This is a genomic window from Novosphingobium sp. 9U, assembly GCF_902506425.1.
GTDB lineage: Bacteria > Pseudomonadota > Alphaproteobacteria > Sphingomonadales > Sphingomonadaceae > Novosphingobium.
On record NZ_LR732469.1, the window covers coordinates 109883 to 131253 of the forward strand.

General features: G+C 67.4%; 18 protein-coding genes and 1 tRNA gene. All 19 read right to left on the reverse strand.

Translation table 11 applies throughout. The features are described 5' to 3' along the window. Positions 1 to 5 precede the first annotated feature (5 nt). Positions 6 to 914 carry an NAD(P)-dependent oxidoreductase gene (locus tag GV044_RS00500; protein ID WP_236554563.1) on the reverse strand — a complete coding sequence of 303 codons (909 nt, stop codon included), beginning with the start codon at positions 912 to 914 and terminating at the stop codon, positions 6 to 8. Next, complete coding sequence (gene proB / locus GV044_RS00505; RefSeq protein ID WP_159863930.1) at positions 911 to 2041, reverse strand: glutamate 5-kinase; 1131 nt, start codon at positions 2039 to 2041, stop codon at positions 911 to 913. Before proB ends, GV044_RS00500 begins: the two co-directional genes overlap by 4 nt. 110 nt (positions 2042 to 2151) lie before the next feature. Then, a complete protein-coding gene (gene obgE / locus GV044_RS00510; RefSeq protein WP_159863933.1) occupies positions 2152 to 3210 on the reverse strand; it encodes a GTPase ObgE in 1059 nt (352 codons plus the stop codon). A gap of 99 nt (positions 3211 to 3309) precedes the next feature. Then, a tRNA-Ala gene (locus tag GV044_RS00515) sits at positions 3310 to 3385 on the reverse strand. Positions 3386 to 3473: 88 nt separating this feature from the next. Beyond that, positions 3474 to 4169, reverse strand: a complete 696-nt coding sequence (locus tag GV044_RS00520; protein ID WP_236554565.1) for a hypothetical protein — start codon at positions 4167 to 4169, stop codon at positions 3474 to 3476. 179 nt (positions 4170 to 4348) lie between these two features. Further along, on the reverse strand, positions 4349 to 5089 hold the full coding sequence (locus tag GV044_RS00525; protein WP_159863939.1) for a Bax inhibitor-1/YccA family protein: 741 nt from the start codon (positions 5087 to 5089) through the stop codon (positions 4349 to 4351). 115 nt (positions 5090 to 5204) lie between these two features. Continuing rightward, complete coding sequence (gene proC / locus GV044_RS00530; RefSeq protein WP_159863942.1) at positions 5205 to 6023, reverse strand: pyrroline-5-carboxylate reductase; 819 nt, start codon at positions 6021 to 6023, stop codon at positions 5205 to 5207. Positions 6024 to 6032: 9 nt separating this feature from the next. Next, a complete protein-coding gene (locus tag GV044_RS00535; RefSeq protein WP_159863944.1) occupies positions 6033 to 6551 on the reverse strand; it encodes a YbjN domain-containing protein in 519 nt (172 codons plus the stop codon). Positions 6552 to 6687: 136 nt separating this feature from the next. Next, entirely contained in the window at positions 6688 to 8850 is a 2163-nt protein-coding gene (locus tag GV044_RS00540) for an SPOR domain-containing protein (RefSeq protein ID WP_159863947.1), read from the reverse strand. A gap of 178 nt (positions 8851 to 9028) precedes the next feature. Continuing rightward, a complete protein-coding gene (ftsZ, locus tag GV044_RS00545) occupies positions 9029 to 10636 on the reverse strand; it encodes a cell division protein FtsZ (protein ID WP_159863950.1) in 1608 nt (535 codons plus the stop codon). A 193-nt stretch (positions 10637 to 10829) separates the two neighbouring features. Continuing rightward, positions 10830 to 12140 (reverse strand): cell division protein FtsA, encoded by a 1311-nt coding sequence (gene ftsA, locus GV044_RS00550; RefSeq protein WP_159863953.1) that lies wholly within the window; start codon positions 12138 to 12140, stop codon positions 10830 to 10832. Beyond that, on the reverse strand, positions 12140 to 13069 hold the full coding sequence (locus GV044_RS00555; protein ID WP_159863956.1) for a cell division protein FtsQ/DivIB: 930 nt from the start codon (positions 13067 to 13069) through the stop codon (positions 12140 to 12142). The genes ftsA and GV044_RS00555 overlap by 1 nt, the downstream gene beginning before the upstream one ends. Further along, on the reverse strand, positions 13066 to 14019 hold the full coding sequence (locus GV044_RS00560) for a D-alanine--D-alanine ligase (protein WP_159863959.1): 954 nt from the start codon (positions 14017 to 14019) through the stop codon (positions 13066 to 13068). Before GV044_RS00560 ends, GV044_RS00555 begins: the two co-directional genes overlap by 4 nt. A gap of 160 nt (positions 14020 to 14179) precedes the next feature. Next, entirely contained in the window at positions 14180 to 15142 is a 963-nt protein-coding gene (murB, locus tag GV044_RS00565) for a UDP-N-acetylmuramate dehydrogenase (protein WP_159863962.1), read from the reverse strand. Beyond that, entirely contained in the window at positions 15142 to 16551 is a 1410-nt protein-coding gene (gene murC, locus GV044_RS00570; protein ID WP_159863965.1) for a UDP-N-acetylmuramate--L-alanine ligase, read from the reverse strand. Before murC ends, murB begins: the two co-directional genes overlap by 1 nt. Then, entirely contained in the window at positions 16548 to 17732 is a 1185-nt protein-coding gene (gene murG / locus GV044_RS00575) for an undecaprenyldiphospho-muramoylpentapeptide beta-N-acetylglucosaminyltransferase (protein ID WP_159863968.1), read from the reverse strand. The genes murC and murG overlap by 4 nt, the downstream gene beginning before the upstream one ends. Beyond that, the gene (locus GV044_RS00580; protein ID WP_159863971.1) at positions 17729 to 18937 is read right to left on the reverse strand and encodes an FtsW/RodA/SpoVE family cell cycle protein; all 1209 of its coding nucleotides are present in this window, start codon (positions 18935 to 18937) and stop codon (positions 17729 to 17731) included. Before GV044_RS00580 ends, murG begins: the two co-directional genes overlap by 4 nt. After that, on the reverse strand, positions 18937 to 20280 hold the full coding sequence (murD, locus tag GV044_RS00585) for a UDP-N-acetylmuramoyl-L-alanine--D-glutamate ligase (RefSeq protein WP_159863974.1): 1344 nt from the start codon (positions 20278 to 20280) through the stop codon (positions 18937 to 18939). The genes GV044_RS00580 and murD overlap by 1 nt, the downstream gene beginning before the upstream one ends. 10 nt (positions 20281 to 20290) lie before the next feature. Then, positions 20291 to 21361, reverse strand: a complete 1071-nt coding sequence (mraY, locus tag GV044_RS00590; RefSeq protein WP_159863977.1) for a phospho-N-acetylmuramoyl-pentapeptide-transferase — start codon at positions 21359 to 21361, stop codon at positions 20291 to 20293. Positions 21362 to 21371: the final 10 nt, after the last annotated feature.

Genomic DNA, 21371 nt, shown 5'->3' on the forward strand with positions numbered 1-21371 from the left:
GAGGGTTACATCCAGCCTTGCTCGTGATACCAGTCCGCAGTGGCTTTTAGCCCGGAACGCGTCTCGACTTGCGGCTCCCAGATCGCCGGCGGCACGCCAGCCGCCGGATTGCCGGTCCAGTCCGGATGCGCGAGATACGCCGCGCGATCCGCCGTCATCTTCGCCCCCTTGCCGCGCAGGAAGCCGTCGATCCCCGCCGCCCGCCGCAGCGACTTCGCCGACAAGCCCAGCACCCGCGGGCGCCGGCCCACGGCCCAGCCGATCGCCAGCGCCAATTCGCGGTGCTCCCAGCCTCCAGGCCGACCATCGTCAGGTTCGAACACCGCCTGGCTCACGCCCTCGCCGCCGGGCAGCAGCGCCAGCAGCAGGCGCCCCAAGTCCTCGACGTGGATCAGCGATGCCTTGCCCTCTCCAGGCACCGGCACGACTCCCCATCGCGCCGCGCGGAACAGCTCGAACATATCCTTGTCGTGCGGGCCATAGATTGCGGGCGGACGCACCACCGTCCAGTCGAGCAGGCTCGCCTTGACGATCTTCTCGCCCTTCGCCTTGGACGCGCCATAGGCCGAGAGGCCCGGTTCCCGCGCCGACAGCGAGGAGACGTGGACGAAGCGACCGACGCCTTCCTTCAGCGCCGCGTCGACCAGGTTCAGCGTGCCGAGCACGTTGCCGGTCTCGAACCCTTGCGGATCGGGCGCGTTGACCACCCCCGCAACGTGAACCACCGCATCGACGTCGCGCACCAGCTCGGCCAAGGCGGCGCGGTTCTCCAGATCGCCGATGATCCACTCCACCCCCTCGCGCGGTACCTGCTTGGCACGCGCGAGCGCCACCAGCTGATGCCCTGCGGCGAGCGCAAGATCGACGAATGCCCGGCCGACGAAGCCGGTCCCTCCAGTCAGGGCGATGATCACTTCAGGACCAGCTGGTCGCGATGGATGACGGCAGAGCGTGGGGCATAGCCGAGCAACGCAGCATGCTCGCTGGAGTGCCGCCCTTGCAGCCGTTCGCACTCGTCGGAGCCGTATTCGGCCAGCCCGTGGGCGAGGACCTGACCATCCTCGGCGCAGATCGCCACCGGATCGCCGCGCTCGAACGGACCGGCGACCCGAGTCACACCCTTGGCCAACAAGCTGGACCCGCGCGCCAGAGCCGCCGCTGCGCCCGCATCGACGGTAAGCTCGCCCTTCAGCCGCAAGCGTCCGCCGAGCCATGCCTTGCGCGCACCGGCGCGACGCCGCGTGCTGAACAATGTGCCGATGCCCTGCTGCGCCGCGCGCGCGATCGGACGATCGTGGGTCCCGTTGGCGATCACCAGCGCGATGCCGGCCAGTTCGGCGATCTCGGCCGCTTGGAGCTTGGAACTCATGCCGCCCGAGCCCATGCCGGACGCAGAGTCGCTGCTCGCCATTGCGCGAACCTCGGGCGTCACGCCCTGCACCTGCGGGATCAGCTGCGCGCCAGCATCTCGCGGATTGCGATCGTACAAACCGTCGACATCGGAGAGCAGCAGCACGGCGCTTGCCTGGGCTGCCTGCGCCACGCGCGCCGCCAGCCGGTCGTTGTCGCCAAAGCGGATTTCCTGCGTCGCGACGGAGTCGTTCTCGTTGATCACCGGCACCGCACCGGCGTCCAGCAACCGCGCCAGGGTGGCCGTGACGTTCAGGTAACGGCGGCGATCTTCCAGGTCATCCAGAGTCAGCAAGATCTGTGCGGCGGTCACGCCCTCGCCGCCCAGCAGTTCGGCCCACAGTCCCGAAAGCGCGATCTGGCCGACGGCCGCGGCGGCTTGCGCATCGGCCAGGCTGCCGCGCCCACCCTTTTCGAGCTTCAGCCGCCCTGCCCCCAACGCGATCGATCCAGAGGACACGACGATTACACGCTGCCCACGCGCCCTTGCTTCGGCAATCTCTGCGACCAGTCCCTGCAACCACGTGCGCCGCGCACCATCCGGCCCGACCAGCAGCGACGATCCGACCTTCACCACCAGAAGCGGGCACAGTGCGGCGTCGGCAAGGTCGGAGAGGCGGGCAATCGTCATGGGAGCGCCAGCCTCTAGGCAATTCGCCAAGTCATGGAAAGCGCATGCATGCGATGCGCGGCACGGGTTGTCGTGGACGAAATCTCTTTCGCCTTACATGCTCACGACGTTCAGAGCGGCGACCAGGGTGCCTCGTCTTCCTCTTCCTGCTCACCCTGCGGCCGTTCGGTGACCGTCGCCGCCGGCAGGTGCGCGATCACGGCGTCGAGGAGTTCGTCCATCCCCTCGCCCGTCGCACCGGAGATCGCGAAAACCTCATCCGCGCCGGCGTCCTGCAACTCCTCGGCGAAGCTCGCCGCGAGTTCCGGATCGGCGAGGTCGAGCTTGTTGAGCACGATCAGCCGCGGCTTCTCGTCCAGGCCACCGCCGTACGCGGACAGCTCTTCCTCGACGATCTGCATCGCCTCGGCCGGGTCAGTGCCGGCAATGTCGATCAGGTGGATCAGCACGCGGCAGCGCTCGATATGGCCGAGGAAACGGTCGCCGATGCCGGCACCGTCCGCCGCGCCGGCGATCAGGCCGGGGATATCGGCGAGCACGAATTCGCGGTTCTTGTGGCGCACCACGCCCAGCTGCGGGTGCAGCGTCGTGAACGGGTAGGCGCCGACTTTGGCGCGGGTGTTGGTCAGCTGGTTGATGAAGGTCGACTTGCCGGCGTTGGGCAGTCCGACCAGGCCAACGTCGGCGAGCAGCTTCAGCCGCAGCCAGACATAGGCCTCCTCGCCGGGCAGCCCCGGCTGATGCTGGCGCGGCGCGCGGTTGGTGCTGGTCTTGTACGAGGCATTGCCGCGTCCGCCGAGGCCACCTTCGAAGAACACCACGCGCTGGCCAGCTTCGACCAAGTCGGCGAGCACGGTGTCGCGGTCTTCGTCGTCGGCGATGATCTGGGTGCCGACCGGCACCTTGATCACCAGGTCCTTGCCCTGCGCGCCGTTGCGGTCCTTGCCCATACCATGGCCGCCGCGTGGGGCCTTGAAGTGCTGGGTGTAGCGGAAGTCGATCAGGGTGTTGAGCCCGGCGACCGCCTCGAACACAATGTCGCCGCCTTTGCCGCCATTGCCGCCATCGGGACCGCCATACTCGACGTACTTCTCACGCCGGAAGCTGACAGCGCCCGGGCCGCCGGCGCCTGCGCGGATGTAGATCTTGGCTTGGTCGAGGAAATGCATGGCGATTCCGGTCCGGTAAGCTCAGCGGCCTGTCCAGCGGTCCGCGCAAATGCGAACGGCCGCATCGATGTGCGGCCGATCAGCGTCGATTTCAATTACTGGTGGAGCCGAGGGGGATCGAACCCCTGACCTCGTCATTGCGAACGACGCGCTCTCCCAGCTGAGCTACGGCCCCGTTCCAGCAATCGCGCGAGAGGGCTTGGCCCCGGCTCGCGAGCGGCCCCGTTAGCGAAGAGGCCGCGTCAAGGAAAGTGATATTTCGCTTACTGCGGCTGCACCGCCGGCGGGCCGGGGCGCGCAGTGGTCGTCGTGTTGCGCGCCTGGTCCGGCGCGACCACCACGATGCCGCCGTACTTGGCCTGCCATGCGGCAAGGTCCGCACGATACTGGTCGTAGGCGTCGAAGAAGGCCATAAACGGCGCTTCGATCTTGGCGAGGCCCTGCGGTGCATAGCCCTCGATCTGACCGGCCGGGACGGCCGCGATCTCGGTCGCAAGCGCCAGGGCCGCATTGCAGAACGTCGATTTCACCGGCGGCACCGCGAAGAAGTTGTAGACCTGCGTCTGGTAGGTCTCACGCTCGCGGGTGCCCGACTTGCCGAACGCGCCGTTGAAGTTCTTGGTCAACTCGGCATTGGCCTTGTCGAGCGACTTGTCGTGGACCTTGAGGAAGTCCTTGTAGCCCGCCAGGATCGGCGCGTACTCAGGCTCGACGCAGTTGAGCGCGGCGACATTGTAGGCAGAACGTAAGTTCCACACCGCCTGGGCGGTCGACACGCTGGAGTTCACGGTCTTGCGAGTGCCATCGTCCGCCGCCTCGGGGATCCGCATGTTCAGCGGCGCTCCCATCGGCGGCTGTGGCTGCGGTGGGATGACCACCACGGGCGGGGGCGGCGGCGGGGGCGTCTTCTGGGCGCAAGCTGCCAGGACGCTGATCACCGCGAGCGGTGCAAGCTTCAAGAAACTAAGGGAAAATCCCTTGGTATTCGGACGCGTCACCGGCCCACTCCGCACATTCTGAGATATTCCATCTAACCGCTTAGCCCGACAAAGCAAACGCCCGGTGCGACCGAGTCGCACCGGGCACTGCCAATCACCTGTGGAAGATTCGCGAGGAGGTCCGCGGCTTCCGTTCGTTCTCAGTCGCGCTGACCCATGAAGCTCAGCAGGAACTGGAACATGTTGATGAAGTCCAGGTACAGGCTGAGCGCGCCGAGCACGATCGCCTTGCCCGCGAACTCGGTGCCGGCGAGCACGTAGTACTCCTGCTTCAGGCGCTGGGTGTCATACGCGGTCAGGCCTGCGAAGATCAGCACGCCGAGGACCGAGATGCCCATCTGCAGCGCTGACGAACCCACGAAGATGTTCACCACCGAAGCGACCAGGATGCCGACCACGCCCATGATCAGGAACGAGCCCATCGCGGACAAGTCCTTCTTGGTGGTGTAGCCGACCAGGCTCAGGCCCGCGAACGCTGCGGCCGTCGCGAAGAACGTGGTCGCGATCGAGGCGCCGGTGAAGACCAGGAAGATCGACGAGAGCGACAGGCCCATCACGATCGCAAAGCCCCAGAACAGCGCCTGCAACGTCGAAGTGCGCATGCGGTTGGCGCCAAAGCTCATCGCCATGACGAAGCCGAGCGGCGCCAGCATGATCACCCACTTTAGCGGCGAGGTCAGGACCTGCAGCGCGAGGCCCGACTGCGCGAACAGCATCGCCACCACGCCAGAGAGCAGCACGCCCGAAGCCATGTAGTTGTAGATCGACAGCATGTGCCGCCGCAGGCCGGCGTCGTAGCCGGCGCGGGTACCCGTGCGGGCGCCCAGGCTCGGGGACGCACCGAAGCCCGTACGGGGCTGGGGGTCGTTCCAGTTAGCCATTTCAAACTCCTTTCCGGCATCGCCCAATGCGATGGTTTCCGGACGTTCTCGAATATCGTCCTGTGCCGGCGACAATTCAAGAACAACCCGAACCGGAATAGCGTAACGAAGTGTGTCAGCCGCGCGAGTCAGCCTGGCGCGCTTCGCGGCCCATTTCCGCCGATCGCCGCTCAGCAGCCCTCATTGCCGCCTCGACCAGGCGCACCAGTGCGCTGTCGGCGTCTAGCACGTCCAGCCCGGCCTGGGTCGACCCGCCTGGGCTGGCGACACGCCGCGCCAGCTCTCCCGGCCCATGCTCCGATGACGCAGCGAGGAGTGCCGCACCTTCAGCCGTCGCCAGCGCCAGACGCTGCGCCTGATCCTCAGCCACCCCGAGTGCGACGGCCCCAGCGGCCAGCGCGTCGATGTAGCGATACACGAAGGCAGGCCCGCAGCCTGCGAGTGCGGTCACGGCATCGAACAAGTCCTCGCTCGCGAGCCATTCGGGGGTGCCGAGCGGCTGCAGCAGGGTCGTTACCGCTTGACGGCCCGCTTCATCGAGCCCCTGCCCAGCCAGAGCAAGCGGCGAGCGGCCGATCGCTGCGGCCAGGTTGGGCATGATCCGCACGATCCCGCCCGCATCCGGGAAGCGCGCCGCAAGCGTCGCCAGTTCCACACCCGCCAGGATCGAGAGCAGCACCGTGCCTCGTCCCAGTGCCGGAGCGACCTGAGGTGCGACGGCGTCGAGCAGTTGCGGCTTTACCCCGAGCAGCACGACGTCGAAGTGGCCTGGCGGTACCTCGCGCACCAGCGTCACGCCCGTGGGCACCGCGGCCATGCCAGGATCGGCAACGGTGATCCGCTCGGGCGCCATGCCTCCGGCGAGCCAGCCTTGCAGCATCGCCCCACCCATGTTGCCGCAGCCGACGATCAGCACTCGGTTCAGGTCAGCCATGGCGATCGCTCAAGCCTCGCCCGCAGCGTCGACGAGCGCGGCGGCGAGCGCCTCGGCGGGGGTCTTGTCGCCCCACAGGATGAACTGGAACACCGGGTAAAAGCGGTCGCACTCATCGATCGCGGCTTCCACCACCGTCTGCGCCTGCGCCGGCCCGAGCAGCCCGTCCTCGCCCAGCATCAGCCCGTGACGGTAGAGCACGACCCCGCCGTTCGACCACATGTCGAAGTGCCCCAACCACAGCTGCTCGTTGATCAGCGACAACGCCTCGAACATCGCCTGGCGCTTGGCTTCAGGCACGCGGATCTCGGGCAAGCAGAGCAGCTGGAGCACGCGGTCTTCGGCACGCCAGATCGCCTGGAACTGGTAGGTCGCCCAGCTGCCCTTCACTTCGGCGGAGATCTCGTCCTCGCCGGCATATTCGTGCGGCCAGTCACGCGCTTCGAACAGCGCCGCCAGCATCTCCACCGGAGCGGCTTCCTCTTCGCGTTCGATCTCGTCCCCAACGCTTCTCATATATCCCGACATCACGCCTCCATGACGTGGCTACGATTGCGACGGCAGGTGTGCGCTGCACAATCGCCAGACCGCACACGCCTGCGCAAAACTCGACAAGCCTGTGAACAGCGTGTGGATAAGCCGCGGGTATTAACCAGCGGCACGCCTATTTGGCTGCAAGCGCGTCCACGACTTGTCCTGCGGGGCTGGTCCAAACAAAGGCGCCGTCGAACTCGGCCTTCTTCGACAGAGCCACGAAGGCGCTCGCCGCCTTCTGCGTTTCAAACGGTCCCACCAGGATACGGTTGGTGCGGCCCATGTCGCTGACCGATGCCTGCCGGCCCTTGAACAGCGCAGGGTTCGCCTTCACGAACCGCCGCCAGTCGAAGGCGATCGCCGACTTGTCCCGGCCCACGCCGATCTGCACCCAGATGCGGCTGGGATGGCTCGGAGCGGCCTTCTTGACGTCCGCCTTCTTGTCCTTGGCGCTGGCATTCTTGCTGCCGGCCTTGTCCTTGGCACCAGCCTTCGCGTCGTCCTCGACCACGTCTTCGGCGAGCTTGGCCGCCGCGCCCTTCTTGCCGCCTGCCTTGGCGGGGTCCGTCTTGGCCAGGTCAGCTTTCGTCTTCTCGGCCGCGAGTTTCGCAGTCTCGGCCTTCGACTTGCCGGGCTTGGCCGGTTCGGTCTTCGGAGTGTCCGGCCTGACGAGTTCGGGTGCTCGCTGCGGCAGCGCCTGTGCGCGAGCGATTGAGCGAATGTCCACCGCGCCCGCGACCGGAGCCGCCGCGGCGCTGGGTGCGCCCAGGTCGGCAAAGATCTTCTCCAGCGAGACCGGGTCAGGCGGCGTTTCGGATGGAGCCGGCGCGCTCGAAGGCGTCGATGCAGCGAGACGACCGAGATCGAACCCGGGTGCCGGCAGCGGTGAGGCCGGCGCGCTGGCGAGTGCCGGCGTGCTCGCGGTTAAAACCGATGTCGGTGTCGGAGCAGGCGTGGGCGTAGGTGCTGGCGTTGTGGCGGCGCTTGGCACCGGTGCCTGCACCAATGTCGACGAGGGCAGCTGGATCGAGCCCGTCCGGACGGTTGCCGCACGCGACGGCTGCACCGCTGTGAGCGTCTGTCGCGTCGGTTCCGGCTCAGGCGCCGTGGCCCTGGGCGTCTGCAAGCCGGCAGCACTGGCAACGGGCACCGGCGCTGGCGTGGATTGGGTCGGAGCCGACGGCGCCGGCTGAGGCGAGCGTGATGCCAGCGCCGGGTTCGTGCCACCGACCGGCGGCAGTTCGCCGTCGCGGTCGATCGCCGGCATCGGCTCGGGCGGCGCAACACGCGGATTGGCCTCGGCACGCGCAAGCTGCGCGGTTTTCTCCTGTGCGCGGCGCTGCGCACGCGTGAGCGGACGCGCCTCTGTCGGCTGTGACGTGGACGCCGCCCTCTGACCGGTGCGGCTGCGCCCGCTGCCAAGCGCCTTGCCTTGTGGGATGAGCGCCGCGTCTGCGGCGGCAAGCCGCGTTGTCGGCGTGAAGGCAGCGATGGCGGGGTCGTCGCGCCCGATCTCGGACGCACGGGGGAACTTGCCCAAGTTCGCCGCGGCTGCCTGTTGCGCGCGGGTGAGCCGGGGCATGTAGCGCAAGTACGGCGTCACGCTCTGCGCCAGGGTCCCGGGCAGGATCGCGTTGACGGTGTCGACCGCTTCCTTGGTCTTGCCCTCGATCGCAAGGGCGAAGGCATGGCTGCGCCAGCCCGGCTTGTCCTGCTTGCGCAACAGCGGCATCAGCGTGGCCTCCGCGCCCGCCGTATCGCCGGCGATCGCTTGGCTGACGCCCAACCGGCGACGCGTTTCATCGTCGTCCCGGCGGCTGAGCGCAGTCCGGTAGTACCTCTGCGCCGTGACCGGATCGCCGACGAGGTCATAGGCGAGCCCCCGGTCAGCCGTTACGTCCAGCGACGAGCCACCGGCTTCGGCCTGCGCAAACAGGGGAATAGCCTGAGTGGGATTGCCTTGCAGCACCAGCGCGCGCGCAAGTCCGGCCTTGATGCGCGGATTGTTCGGGGAGATGCCGTCGGCGCGGGTGTAGAACCCCGCCGCCGCCTCCGGGTCGCCCATAGCGTTGGCAGTGTCACCTGCCTCGATGAGCGCCTGAAAATCGCGCGGATCGCGCGCCAGCCGCGCCAGCGCCGCATTCAGCCGCTGCGACTCCGCGCTCGGCATGCCTTGCACCACCGGCCGCGACACCGACGGCAGCGACTGCGCCATCGTCGCAGACGGGCACAGACTCACGCCGGCCGCAGCGGCGCTAGCGAGCCAGGCGGCAAGGCTGCGGCGGAACTGCAAGGTGGCTGAAATCCTTCTTAAAACCGGACGCCTGCAATCAAGACAAGCCGCCGGTTCCGTACGACCGTGCCGATCGATGACACAGCCTGCTTCGATCCCGGATCCATGCCACGCTCGATCTGAACGAGGCTGGAACAGGCACGCGGGAAGGGCCGAAGCGCCCTTCCTGCGCATGCGCTTACTGGTTGTTCTGACGCCCGAGGAAGCGCGGGATGCTGATCGAGCCGCTGTCGTCCTCGCTCTCGTCCTCGGTCGCCGCCGGCTTGGCACCGCGCGAAAGGTTGGACATGCGCTCGAACAACGTGCTGCCCGTGGAGGCAGGACGCGGCGCGGGCGCTGCCGGGGCAGGAGCCGCCGGAGCAGGCGCTGCAGCAGCCGGCTCGGACAAGAACGTGCGGCGGCGGCCGGGTGCCGGTGCCGGCTCGCTGGCTTCTTCCTGCAGGTTCAGCTCGTCTTGGCGACGAGCCTGAGGTGCCGGGGCGGGCTGCGCTGCACCCAGGCCGACGGGCGGGCGAGCCGGGCTCGGTGCGGCGCTACCGTAGCCGGCATCCTCGCCACCCAGTTCCTCGGCACCGCCCAAGTCGAACGCGCTGTCCTCTTCACCCAGTTCGGCGTCCGATCCCAGGTCGAACGGCTCTGCCGCGGGAGCCGCAGCAGCGGGCGCGGCAGGCGGAGCGGGCGGCGTATAGGCAGATGCGGGCGCCGGGCTGTAGGTCGGCGTTGCGGCAACCGGCTGAGCCGGCTGCGCCGCACCCGGACGAACGGGCCCGCGCGAACCGCTGAAGCTGACGGGGCGCGCCGCGATCTCGGCCTGCTCGGCCGATTGCTCTATTCCGGTCGCAACCACCGAGACGCGGATCTTGCCCTGCAAGTCCGGATTGAACGCCGAACCCCAGATGATGTTGGCATCCTGGTCGACCAGCTCGCGGATGTGGTTCGCAGCCTCGTCGACTTCGAGCAGCTTCATGTCGTCGCCGCCGATGATCGAGATGATCACGCCTTTGGCGCCCTGCATCGACACGCCGTCGAGCAGCGGGTTGGCGATGGCGCGCTCCGCAGCCTCCAATGCACGGTTCGGGCCTTCGCCCTCGCCGGTGCCCATCATCGCCTTGCCCATCTCGCCCATGACCGAGCGCACGTCGGCGAAGTCGAGGTTGATGAGGCCGGGCATGACCATCAGGTCGGTGATCGAGCGCACGCCCTGCTGCAGCACCTCGTCGGCGAGCCCGAAGGCCTCCTTGAAGGTGGTGTCGGCCTTGGCTACCAGGAACAGGTTCTGGTTCGGAATGACGATCAGCGTGTCGACATGCTTCTGCAGCTCGTCGATGCCCGTCTCGGCCGAGCGCATGCGGCGCGTGCCTTCGAACATGAACGGCTTGGTGACGACGCCCACGGTCAGCACGCCCTTGTCGCGCGCGGCCTTGGCGATGATCGGCGCGGCGCCGGTGCCGGTACCGCCGCCCATGCCCGCGGCGATGAACACCATGTGCACGCCTTCCAACAGGCGGTCGATCTCCTCGATCGTCTCTTCCGCGGCGGCGCGGCCGACTTCGGGACGCGAGCCTGCACCCAGGCCTTGCGTGATGTCGGGGCCGAGCTGGATGCGGTTTTCCGCGATCGAGCTGTTCAGCGCCTGCGCGTCGGTGTTGGCGACGATGAAGTCGACACCTTCGATCTGCGCCTGGATCATGTTGGCGATAGCATTGCCGCCAGCGCCGCCAACGCCAATCACGAGGATCCGGGGACGCAGCTCTTCGATCGCCGGCGGTCCGATATTGATGCTCATTCTACTCTCCTGGCAGACACGCGCGGGAAGGAATTCTTGACCAAGTCTGATGGCACAGCCCTGCGCGAACAAGCAAAGCGCGGCAAGGGTTTGTCCACAACGAACGGGCGCTTACGCGGGGCATTTCGGCGCAGAGGTCGGTACAGGTGGCCTGCCGCCCTCTCCCATTCGAGCCGAACAGGGCAAGAAGCCGTCAGAAGTATTCACGAAACGCGCGGTAGATGCGGCCGACGGTGCCGAGACGCTCGGCGCGCACGCTGGTCTGGCGGCGCTTGCTAAGCGTGCGGATGTCAATGGGATCGGCCGATGCATAGAGCACCAGGCCCGCCAGCGTGGAGAAGCCGGGCTTCACATGCGCCTCGGCCAGTCCGCTCAAGTGCGGTACGCGGCCGATCCGCACCGGCTTGCCGAGCGCGGCCTGCGCATAGTCGGCCAGCCCCACCAGCTCCGCGCCACCGCCGGTGAAAACCACTTGCTTGCCGCGCTGCCCGTTGAAACGCATCGCCTTGAGCGCCTTGTTGACCTCTTCCATCAACGAGCCGAGCTGGCCGGTGATGACGGCGATCAGTTCGGCTCGCGGAATGCGGTTCTTGTCGTCGGCATGGCGCGCGACCGGGCCGGTTTCTTCCTCGCCGGGCGCGTTGACCGGGATCATCTCGCGATGGTCCGCCGGGCTGGCGAGCGCCGACCCGTTAACGCACTTCAGCCGCTCGGCCTGAAAGCGGCGGATGCCGAAGGCCGAGGCGATCGCGTCGGTGACATCGGCCGAGCCCATGGGGATCGCCGTCAGCCCGGTCAGCATGCCTTGCGAATAGACGGCGACATTCGTGACCTCGGCGCCGAATTCGACCAGCGCCACGCCCAGGTCCCGCTCCTCGGGGGAGAGGCAGGCGTGGCCCGCCGCGATCGGGGAGCCGACCACCGCCTCGACCTCCAGGTGCGCGGACTGCACCGCCTCGGTCAGGTTGCGGATCGGCGCGCCGTCCGCGAGCATGATGTGGATGTCGACGCCCAGACGCTCCGCATGCAGCCCCTTAGGATTGGCGACGCCGTGTGCGCCGTCTAGCCGATACTGCGCGGGCTGCGCGTGGAGCACCATGCGCCCGTCGGGCCGGATCACGTCGCGTGCGGAGCTGAGGAGCATGTCAATGTCCTCCTGCTCGATGCGGCGCCCGCCGATCTCGGCATCGACTTCGGCGACCTGGCTGGCGAGACCCGCGCCCGAGCAGCCGATCCACACGCGCTGCACCGAAGTATCGGCCATCTTCTCCGCCCGGTCGATCGCATCGCGGATCGCGTACGTGGCAGCCGTCATGTCGGTGACGTAGCCGCGCCGCACGCCCTGGCTGGCGCGGTGACCGGAGCCGAGCACCACCACCTCGCCCACGTCCGAGATGCCGGCAACGATCGCCGAGATGCGGAACGAGCCGATGTTGACCGCACCGAACACGCGGCTGATGCGCGGCTGCGACGTGCGCGGGACCGAAGAACGCGAAGTCGCCATCAATTGTCCCCTGCCTTGCGCGTGGCCCCAGCCTTGAGCGCGGCTGCCTCCGCCTCACGACCAGGAATACGAAGATAGATGCGATCGCCCGCGCGCATGTCGAAGATCGTCACCTTGCCGCCCAGCAGCCGGTTGGTGCCGTCGAGCCGCGCGAACGAGACCAGAGCACCCGCCGACTCGCGCTCGCCCTCAGGCAAGGCAAGGACCTGTCCGGTCTTGAACGTCACGTTCCAGCGGCGATTTCCGATCCATTCAGCCTCCTGCACGCGGGGCTTCAATGCCGGCGCGGCGTCGAGCAGCTTGGACAGCGCCACGACCTGCTGGCCTGCGCCCATCCCCGAGACGATCAGCTTGCCCTGCGCCCGCCCGCGCGCCACCGTCTCCAGCTCGTGCCCGGTGTCGTCGATCAGCACGAAGCGATCGGCCTTGCGCAGCACTGCGTGCGGCTCGCGCTCGACGATGTCGATCACCAGGGTGTCCGGCAGCTGGCGCGAGACGCGTGCGTCCTTGACCCACGAGAGCGCGAGCAGGTCCTGACGCAGGCTCTCCAGATCGACCAGCGGCATCGCCCGATCCTGCTGGGCTAGCGCGCGCTCGTAGACCTTCAACTCGTTGATGTTCTTGACGCCGCGGACGTCGACGTGGCGCACTTCGAAGCCGGCATCCGAAGCGACTTGCGCCAGCTGCAGCCCCGCGAAGCTGGGCAGCCCCGCCGCGGACGCGACCACCCAGGCCAGCAGCGCCGCGCCCGCCAAGATCAGGATCAGGAACATGCGATGCAGCTGCGCTTCGGTGAAGGGCAGCGCCGCCATCGCCATGTCCACGGCCGACCCGGTCCGCGCCTTGGCCTGGCTGACCTTGGCCTTCTTGTCCTGTGCAGCGGCGGTCTTGCGGACGGTCGTCGCCTTGCGGCGGATGGTCTGGCTCATGGCGACTTCGCCTTTGCGCGCGCGTCGGTCAGGGCCTCGGCAATGATTGCCTCGACCAAGTCGGGATAGTCCATGCCGCAAGCCTTGGCCTGTTCCGGCACCAGGCTGAGCGGAGTCATGCCCGGCTGCGTGTTGACCTCCAGCAGGAACAGCCCTTCGGCACCCTGCTCGTCGTCCCACCGGAAGTCGGAGCGGCTCGTTCCCTTGCAGCCCAGCAGCTTGTGTGCGCGCAAGGCGATGTCCTTGCAGGCTTGGGTAATCTCGTCCGGGATCTCGGCGGGGCAGACGTGCTCGGTCATGCCCTCCGTGTACTTGGCGTCAAAATCGTAGAAGCCTGACTTGGGCTTGAGTTCGGTTACCAGAAGCGCGCGATCTCCGATCACGGCCGTCGTCAGCTCGCGCCCGCGGATGAATGGCTCGGCGAGCAGCTGGTCAAAGTCCTGCCACGGACCCTTCGCGCCGCGAGCGATCGGGTTGCCGTAGTTTCCCTCAGCAGTGACGATTGCAACGCCGACCGACGAGCCTTCGTTCACCGGCTTGAGCACATATGGCCGGGGCAGCGGATCGCGCTCGAAGATCTCCTCGCAGGCGACGATGCGACCACCGGGCATGGGGATACCGTGCGGCACGAGCGCCTGCTTGGTCAGCTCCTTGTCGATGGCGATCACCGAGGTCGCGAGGCCCGAGTGCGTGTAGGTCAGGCCCATCAGGTCCATCATGCCCTGGACGGTGCCGTCCTCACCCGGCGCGCCGTGGAGCGCGTTGAACACGACGTCGGGCTTGGCTTCGGCGAGCTTCACCGCCACGTCGCGACCCATGTCGAGCCGGGTGACGCGGTGGCCCTTGCTCTCCAGCGCCTTGGCCACGCCCTCTCCGCTCATCAGCGAGACCGGCCGCTCGTTCGACCAGCCGCCCATGAGCACCACGACGTGGAGTTTGGGGAGCGTCATGCTGTCCTCCCCGGCACGGGGAGGGGGACCGCGCGAAGCGTGGTGGAGGGGACTCGCGTCCAGGCGCCATGCACGAGGGACTGCTCGATGCCGAGAGTCCCCTCCACCGCCGTGCCGGCGGTCCCCCTCCCCGTGCCGGGCAGGACATGCGACGCCATACTCACTTCGTACCCACCCTTTGTATCTCCCACTCGAGCTCCACGCCCGAGTTGTCCTTCACGCGCCGGCGCACTTCCTCGCCCAGCGCCTCGATCTCGGCGCTGGTCGCGGTGCCGGTGTTGATGAGGAAATTGGTATGCTTCTCGCTGACCTGCGCGCCGCCGAGGCTCAGCCCGCGACAGCCCGCACGATCGACCAGCTCCCAAGCCTTCTCACCGGGCGGGTTCTTGAAGGTCGAACCACCCGTTTTGGAGCGCAGCGGCTGCGAGGCCTCGCGGCTGGCGGAGATGCGGTCCATCTCGGCCTGGATCGCGGCCGGCTCACCGGGGCGACCCTGGAACCGCGCGGCGACGACGATCGCACCTTCTGGAAGCTCGGAATGCCGGTAGGTGTAATGCAGGTTGTGGTTGGCTAGCGTGGCCAGCTCGCCCGAGCGCAAGACGACATCGCAGTCGACGAGGATGTCCTTGACCTCGCCGCCATAAGCGCCGCCGTTCATCCGCACGAACCCGCCGACGGTGCCGGGGATCGAGCGGAGGAACTCGACACCAGCGATGCCGGCATCGCGTGCGGTGGAAGAGACCAGGATGCCCGAGGCCCCGCCGCCGCACTCCAGCGTGACGTCGTCGAGCCGGCGCACTTGCGCAAAGGCCTTGCCAAGCCGCACCACCACGCCCGGAACTCCGCCGTCGCGCACGATCATGTTGGAGCCGAGGCCAAGTGCCATGACCGGCACCGCCGGGTCGAGCCCGCGCAGGAACGCCTGCAGATCGGCCAAGTCTTTTGGCTCGAACAGCCACTCGGCAACGCCGCCCGACTTGAACCAGACGAGCGGGGCCAGTGGCGCCTCAGGAGTAAGCTTTCCCCTCACCCCGTTCGTGTCGAGCGAAGTCGAGACACGCTGGCCTAGCGCTGCCGTGTCTCGACTGCGCTCGACACGAACGGAGGTGGGCTCCTGGCCCATCAGGCGGTGACCCGCTCGCCGATTGCGCTCGCGAGCCCGGCGGCCCACTTGGTGATGTCGCCGGCGCCCAGGCATACGACCATGTCGCCCGGCCGCGCCGTGCGCGCCAAGGCCTCAGCCAAGTCATCGGCGCCGCTCACGACATGCGCATCGCGATGTCCGCGCGCCTTTAGGCCAGCCACCAGCGTTTCCGCATCGACACCGTCGATCGGCGCCTCACCCGCAGCATAGACCGGCGTCACGTAGACGGCGTCGGCATCGTTGAAGGCGGTCTGGAACTCCTCCATCAGGTCGCGCAGGCGGGTGAACCGGTGCGGCTGCACGACCGCGAGCACCCTGCCGCGCACACCCTCGCGCGCGGCCGCGAGCACGGCGCGGATCTCGACCGGATGATGGCCGTAGTCGTCGATCACGGTCACGCCGTTGACCTCGCCCACCTTGGTGAAGCGTCGCTTGACCCCTCCGAAGCCGGCGAAGCCGCCGCGTACGATCTCATCGTCGCAACCCATCTCGATGGCGACGGCGATGGCGGCCAGCGCGTTCTGGACGTTGTGACGGCCGGGCATCGGCAGTTCGATGCCTTCGATCCGGCGCTGCTCGCCATCGCGCTCGCGCACCACGACGTCGAAGCGGTTGCCGCCCGGCACCGGCGTCACCGCCTCGCCGCGCACATCCGCCTGCGCGGAGAAACCGTAGGTGATCACCCGCCGATCACGCACGCGAGAGATCACAGCTTGCACTTCGGGGTGGTCGATGCACAGCACCGCCGCGCCGTAGAACGGCACGTTCTCGATGAACTCGACGAAGCACTCCTTGACCTTGTCGAAGCTGCCGTAGTGTTCGAGGTGCTCGGGATCGATGTTGGTGACGACCGCGATGGTGCCGTCCAGCCGCAGGAACGAGCCGTCGCTCTCGTCCGCCTCGACCACCATCCAGTCGCTGGCGCCCAGGCGCGCGTTGGAACCGTAGGAGTTGATGATGCCGCCATTGATCACGGTCGGATCGACGCCGCCCGCTTCGAGCAGACAGGCGACCATTGATGTCGTTGTGGTCTTCCCGTGCGTGCCTGCGACGGCAACGGTGTTCTTGAGCCGCATCAGCTCGGCCAGCATCTCCGCGCGCCGGACCACTGGGATGCGGTGCTCCAGCGCGTAGACGACTTCAGGATTGTCGCGCTTCACCGCCGTGGAAGTGACGACCACCGCACATCCGGCGACGTTCTCGGCAGCGTGGCCGATCATTACCTTGATGCCGCGCGCGCGCAGGCCCTCGACCACATAGCCCTCGGCGATATCGGAACCCTGCACGGTGTAGCCCAGGTTGTGCATGACTTCGGCGATGCCGGACATGCCGATGCCGCCGATGCCCACGAAGTGCACCGTGCCGATGTCGGTCGCGACGCCCTTCATTCCGCGCTCTCCAGCGCCAGTGCTTCCTTGTTCTTGGCCGGAGCCGACTTTGCGCCCACCCGGATCACGTCCATCATCGGCGCGACGCCGAAGCTTTCAACGAGATCGGCCAAGTCCTTGGCCGCATTGGGATAGCCGCAATTCCACGCGGCATGCGCCGCATTGGCGAGCGTCTCGGGATGCTGCGCCATCGCCTGGATCTGCTTGGCGAGTTCGCTGGCGGTGAACTTCTCCTGCCGGACCGAGCGCGCGCCGCCTGCGGCAACGATCTCGCGCGTGTTGGCGGCCTGGTGGTCGTCGGTGGCGATCGGGAGCGGGATCAGGATTGCTGGGCGGCCCACCGCCGAAAGCTCGGCGATGGTCGAGGCGCCGGCACGGCCGATGAACAAGTGCGCGCCGGCAAGCCGCTCGGCCATGTTTTCGAAGTAGGTCGCGAGTTCGGCGGGGATGCCGTGCGTCGCATAGCGATGGCGCACGGCTTCGATGTCCTCCGGCCGCGCCTGCTGGATGACCTGCAGGCGCGAACGCAAGGCGGTGGGCAGCATGGCGAGGCCATCGGGCACCACTTCGGACAGCACCCGCGCGCCCTGGCTGCCGCCGGTGACAAGGATGCGCAGCAAGCTTTCGCCCGTGAACATCGGGAACGGCGCCTCGCGCAATGCGAGCACTTCCTCACGCACCGGGTTACCGACCAGCGTCACCTTGTCTGCCAGCTTGGCATCGAGCCGATCCACTTGCGCGAACGAGGTGGCGATCGCATCGACGCGGCTGGCGAAGAAACGGTTCACACGGCCGAGCACTGCGTTCTGCTCGTGCAGGATCGTCGGGATCTTGGCAGAGCGTGCGGCGAGCATCGTCGGCAAAGCTGGATAACCGCCGAATCCCACCACCGCCGTGGGCTTGAAGCTTTCGAACAGGCGGAGCGCCATGCGCCGGCCTTCGAGGACACCCCGGGCGCCCTTCAGCCAGCCAAGTGGGTTCAACCCGGCGATGCGGCCGGGCGGGAGGACATGCGCGGGCAGGCTGTCGGGCTTGCCGGGGATCTGCGCGCCGCGCTCGTCGGTGATCAGCGCCACGTGATGGCCGCGCTTTTCCAGCTCCAGCGCCAGCGCGAAGGCGGGGATCAGGTGCCCCCCGGTCCCTCCGGCAGCCAGCACGTAGTGGCGGCTCACGGCAGTCATGCAATCTCTCCGACGTCGCTGAGCGAAAAGCGCTCGCGCTCGATAAACGGGTTTCTACGCGTGATGGCCAGCAGCAATCCCAGGCACGTGCACATGGCCACGGTGGACGAACCGCCGTACGAGACGAGCGGCAGCGTCATGCCCTTGGATGGGAACAGCTGCAGGTTCACCAGAATGTTGATGAAGGCCTGACCGCCGAACTGCGCCGCCAGCCCGACCCCGGCGAGAACGGTGAACAGATCGTCTTCGCGGATCTGGCGCATGATCGAGCGCACCATGATGGCGCTGTAGAGCAGGATCACGACGCCGCAGACCCACAGCCCAAATTCCTCGCCGATGACGGAGAAGATGTAGTCCGTGTGCGCCTCGGGCAACGACAGCTTGCGCGTGCCCATCCAGAATCCCGTGCCCAGCCACCCGCCGTTCAGCAGTGTGCGTTCGGCCAGCGCCACCTGGTCGTAAGCGCTGCCGCCGCCGAGGAATGCGTCGATGCGGTTTCGGCCGTTCTCGTAGAAGAAGTAGGCCAGCGTGATGCCGACGAGGCCCAAGCCGATGGCGCCGGCGATGCGCTTCACATCCAGGCCCGAAAGCAGGATCAGCACGAACCAGGTCGCCGAGAACAGCATCGTCGAACCGAAGTCCGGCTGAGCCATCAACAGCACCGCAATCAGGCCCATCAGACCGATGGTCACCTGCATGACCGGGATCTTGCCGTCGCGCACGCGCCAGGACAGAATCCAGGCGAGCAGGATGGGAAAGCCGCACTTCAGGAACTCGGAGGGCTGGATCGAGATGCCGAGGTTGATCCAGCGCCGCGCGCCGTTCACCTCGCCGCCGATGAAGGGGACCAGCATCAGCGCGAAGATCATCACGCCCGAGACCAGGATGCCAAGCCGGCGCGCAGTGTCCTTGCCCAGCGTCGAACTGGCGAACAGCGCAATCAGACCGAGCGCCTGCCAGCGCAAGTGAATGAAGAAGAAGTGCAAGTCCGACAAGTGCTTTGCGGAGGTCGACAGCCGGCGAGAACTGGCGGGAGAGGCGGCCGCGACCGAGACCGTGCCAATCGCCATCAGGATCAACACGAGCCCGAGCGTGACGCGGTCGATCTCCTGCCACCAGATCGCAAAGGTGCTGCGGCGGCCGCGGTTATAGCGGACCAGCGCGTTGCCGGTGGCGATCGATGCGACGGGTGCGCTGCTCGCCATCAGCTCTCTCCACCTGCGTTCTCAGCGTCTTCTTCGGTAAGCGCAGTGACGATCTGGCGGAACACGTCGCCCCTCGCCTCGTAATCGCGGAACTGGTCGAAGCTGGCGCAGGCGGGCGAGAGCATGATGACGTCGCCGGGCACGGCGCGCGCGATCGCCTCGCGGATCGCCTCGGCCATCATCTCGCTGCGCACGACTGCCATGTGTGGGGCCAGCAGGTCGGCGAATAGCGGCCCGGCATCGCCGATGGTATAGGCGGCCGCGACGTTGCCGTAGAACGGGCGGCATTCGTCCAGATCGTCTCCCTTGGGCAGGCCGCCGACGATCCAGTGGATCCGCGGATTGGGCGCGGGCGGGAACGCGGCGAGAGCGGGCGCAGTCGAGGCAGGGTTTGTGGCCTTGCTGTCGTTGATGAAGAGCACGCCGCCCGCCTCGGCAACGCGCTCCATACGATGCGGAAGCCCGTGGAACTCAGGCATTGCCGCCTGCCATTGCTCGCGGGTGATCCCCAGCGCCTCGACGATGGCGACGGCAACGGCGGCGTTCTGGAGATTGTGCGGCCCCTGCAGCGAGTGCCAGTCCTGCTGCAGGCTCGCCAGGTCGCGGCCATCGGCGAAGTGGACGCGGCCGGGTTCGTGGCGGGTCACCTGCATGCCGGCGATGGCGGCGGTGTCGTCGTCGCCGATGCCGAATACGGCATGGTGGTCAGGCCCTTGCAACGCGAACAGCCGCGCCTTGGACGCGACATAGCCGGCGAAACCATCGTAGCGATCGAGGTGGTCGGGCGTGATGTTGAGCAACGCGGCGACGTCGCAGTCCAAGCTTTGCGTCAGGTCGATCTGATAGCTCGACAGCTCGAGCACGTAGACGCCACCTGCGGGCAATAGCTCCTGGCCCAGGATCGGCAAGCCGATGTTGCCGCCCATCAGAGTCGGCACGCCGGCGCTCTCGAGCAGGTAGTGGACCAGCGCCGTGGTGGTCGACTTGCCATTGGTGCCAGTGATGCCGACAACTTTGTGCGGCGGCAGGTCGGCGCGGGCCTGCGCGAACAGCTCGATGTCGCCGATCACCGGCACGCCGGCCTGCGCGGCGGCTTCGGCGATGGGGTGGCGGTTGAGCGGAATGCCGGGCGAGACGACGACGCCATCGTAGCCGGTGAGATCGGCGCTGGTCGGATCGTTCAGCTCGACGCGGTCCGCCAGGGCGGCGCGCGGCTCCTCGCGGTTGTCCCACGCCATGACGTGCGCGCCGCTCACCAGCAGCGTCTCCACCACGGCCAGCCCTGAGCGAGCGAGCCCCAGGACTGCGTAGCGCTTTCCGGCAAAGACAGGAGAGACCAGCACGGCCGCGCCGTTACCGCAGTTTCAGCGTCGAGAGACCCAGCAAGGCAAGCACGATCGATATGATCCAGAAGCGGATGACAACGGTCGACTCTGCCCAGCCGAGCTGCTCGAAGTGGTGGTGTATCGGCGCCATGCGGAACACGCGGCGGCCAGTGCGCTTGAAGAAGAACACCTGGATGATGACCGACAGCGCCTCCAGGACGAACAGGCCGCCGACAACGCCGAGCACGATCTCGTGATGCGCGGCGACGGCGATGGCGCCGAGCGCTCCGCCCAGCGCCAGGCTGCCGGTGTCCCCCATGAACACGGCGGCAGGAGGCGCGTTGAACCACAGGAAGGCGAGCCCCGCCCCCATGATGGCGGTGCATAGGATGGCCAGTTCACCAGCGCGCGGCACGTGTGGGATGCCGAGGTAGGTCGCGTAGTCGACGCGACCAGCGAGGTAGGCGATGATCGCGAAGGTGCCCGCCGCGATGATGACCGGCATCGTCGCCAGGCCGTCCAGCCCATCGGTCAGGTTCACCGCGTTGCCAGCGCCTACGATCACCACCGCCGCGAAGACGTAGTAGAACGGACCCAATGGGATGTACCGGCCACTCAGGAACGGCACGTAGAGGTTGGTGTTCAGCTGGCTGACGATGATGAACGCCGCAATGCCGGCCACGATGAACTCCAGCAACAGCCTGATCTTGCTCGACAGACCGGCATGGTGGCGCTTGGTTACCTTGTCGTAGTCGTCGAGGAAGCCGATCACGCCGAAGCCGACCGTCACTGCCAGGCAGGCCCAGACGAACGGATTGGTCAGGTCCATCCAAAGCAGCATGGAGATCACGAGCGAGATCAGGATCATCAGCCCACCCATTGTCGGCGTCCCGCGCTTGGCGAGGTGCGTCTGCGGCCCGTCGGCGCGGATCGGCTGACCCTTGCCCTGCCGGACGCGTAGCATGTTGATGAACTTGGGACCGATGATCAGGCCGATCACCAGCGCCGTCATCAGCGCGGCGCCGGAGCGGAACGTCTGGTAGCGGAAGAGGTTGGAGACCCCTTCGAAGTGAAACCAGTCTGCGATGATGTACAGCATTGGGGGTGGT

Bases quoted from the DNA above. Each gene is read 5' to 3' on its own strand.
- GV044_RS00555 (WP_159863956.1), bottom strand. From the start codon at position 13,069: ATGAGCCAGACCATCCGCCGCAAGGCGACGACCGTCCGCAAGACCGCC.
- ftsA (WP_159863953.1), bottom strand. From the start codon at position 12,140: ATGGCGACTTCGCGTTCTTCGGTCCCGCGCACGTCGCAGCCGCGCATC.
- mraY (WP_159863977.1), bottom strand. From the start codon at position 21,361: ATGCTGTACATCATCGCAGACTGGTTTCACTTCGAAGGGGTCTCCAAC.
- murC (WP_159863965.1), bottom strand. From the start codon at position 16,551: ATGAAGGGCGTCGCGACCGACATCGGCACGGTGCACTTCGTGGGCATC.
- murB (WP_159863962.1), bottom strand. From the start codon at position 15,142: ATGGGCCAGGAGCCCACCTCCGTTCGTGTCGAGCGCAGTCGAGACACG.
- obgE (WP_159863933.1), bottom strand. From the start codon at position 3,210: ATGCATTTCCTCGACCAAGCCAAGATCTACATCCGCGCAGGCGCCGGC.
- proB (WP_159863930.1), bottom strand. From the start codon at position 2,041: ATGACGATTGCCCGCCTCTCCGACCTTGCCGACGCCGCACTGTGCCCG.
- GV044_RS00535 (WP_159863944.1), bottom strand. From the start codon at position 6,551: ATGTCGGGATATATGAGAAGCGTTGGGGACGAGATCGAACGCGAAGAG.
- GV044_RS00580 (WP_159863971.1), bottom strand. From the start codon at position 18,937: ATGGCGAGCAGCGCACCCGTCGCATCGATCGCCACCGGCAACGCGCTG.
- ftsZ (WP_159863950.1), bottom strand. From the start codon at position 10,636: ATGAGCATCAATATCGGACCGCCGGCGATCGAAGAGCTGCGTCCCCGG.
- murG (WP_159863968.1), bottom strand. From the start codon at position 17,732: ATGACTGCCGTGAGCCGCCACTACGTGCTGGCTGCCGGAGGGACCGGG.
- GV044_RS00525 (WP_159863939.1), bottom strand. From the start codon at position 5,089: ATGGCTAACTGGAACGACCCCCAGCCCCGTACGGGCTTCGGTGCGTCC.
- GV044_RS00560 (WP_159863959.1), bottom strand. From the start codon at position 14,019: ATGACGCTCCCCAAACTCCACGTCGTGGTGCTCATGGGCGGCTGGTCG.
- proC (WP_159863942.1), bottom strand. From the start codon at position 6,023: ATGGCTGACCTGAACCGAGTGCTGATCGTCGGCTGCGGCAACATGGGT.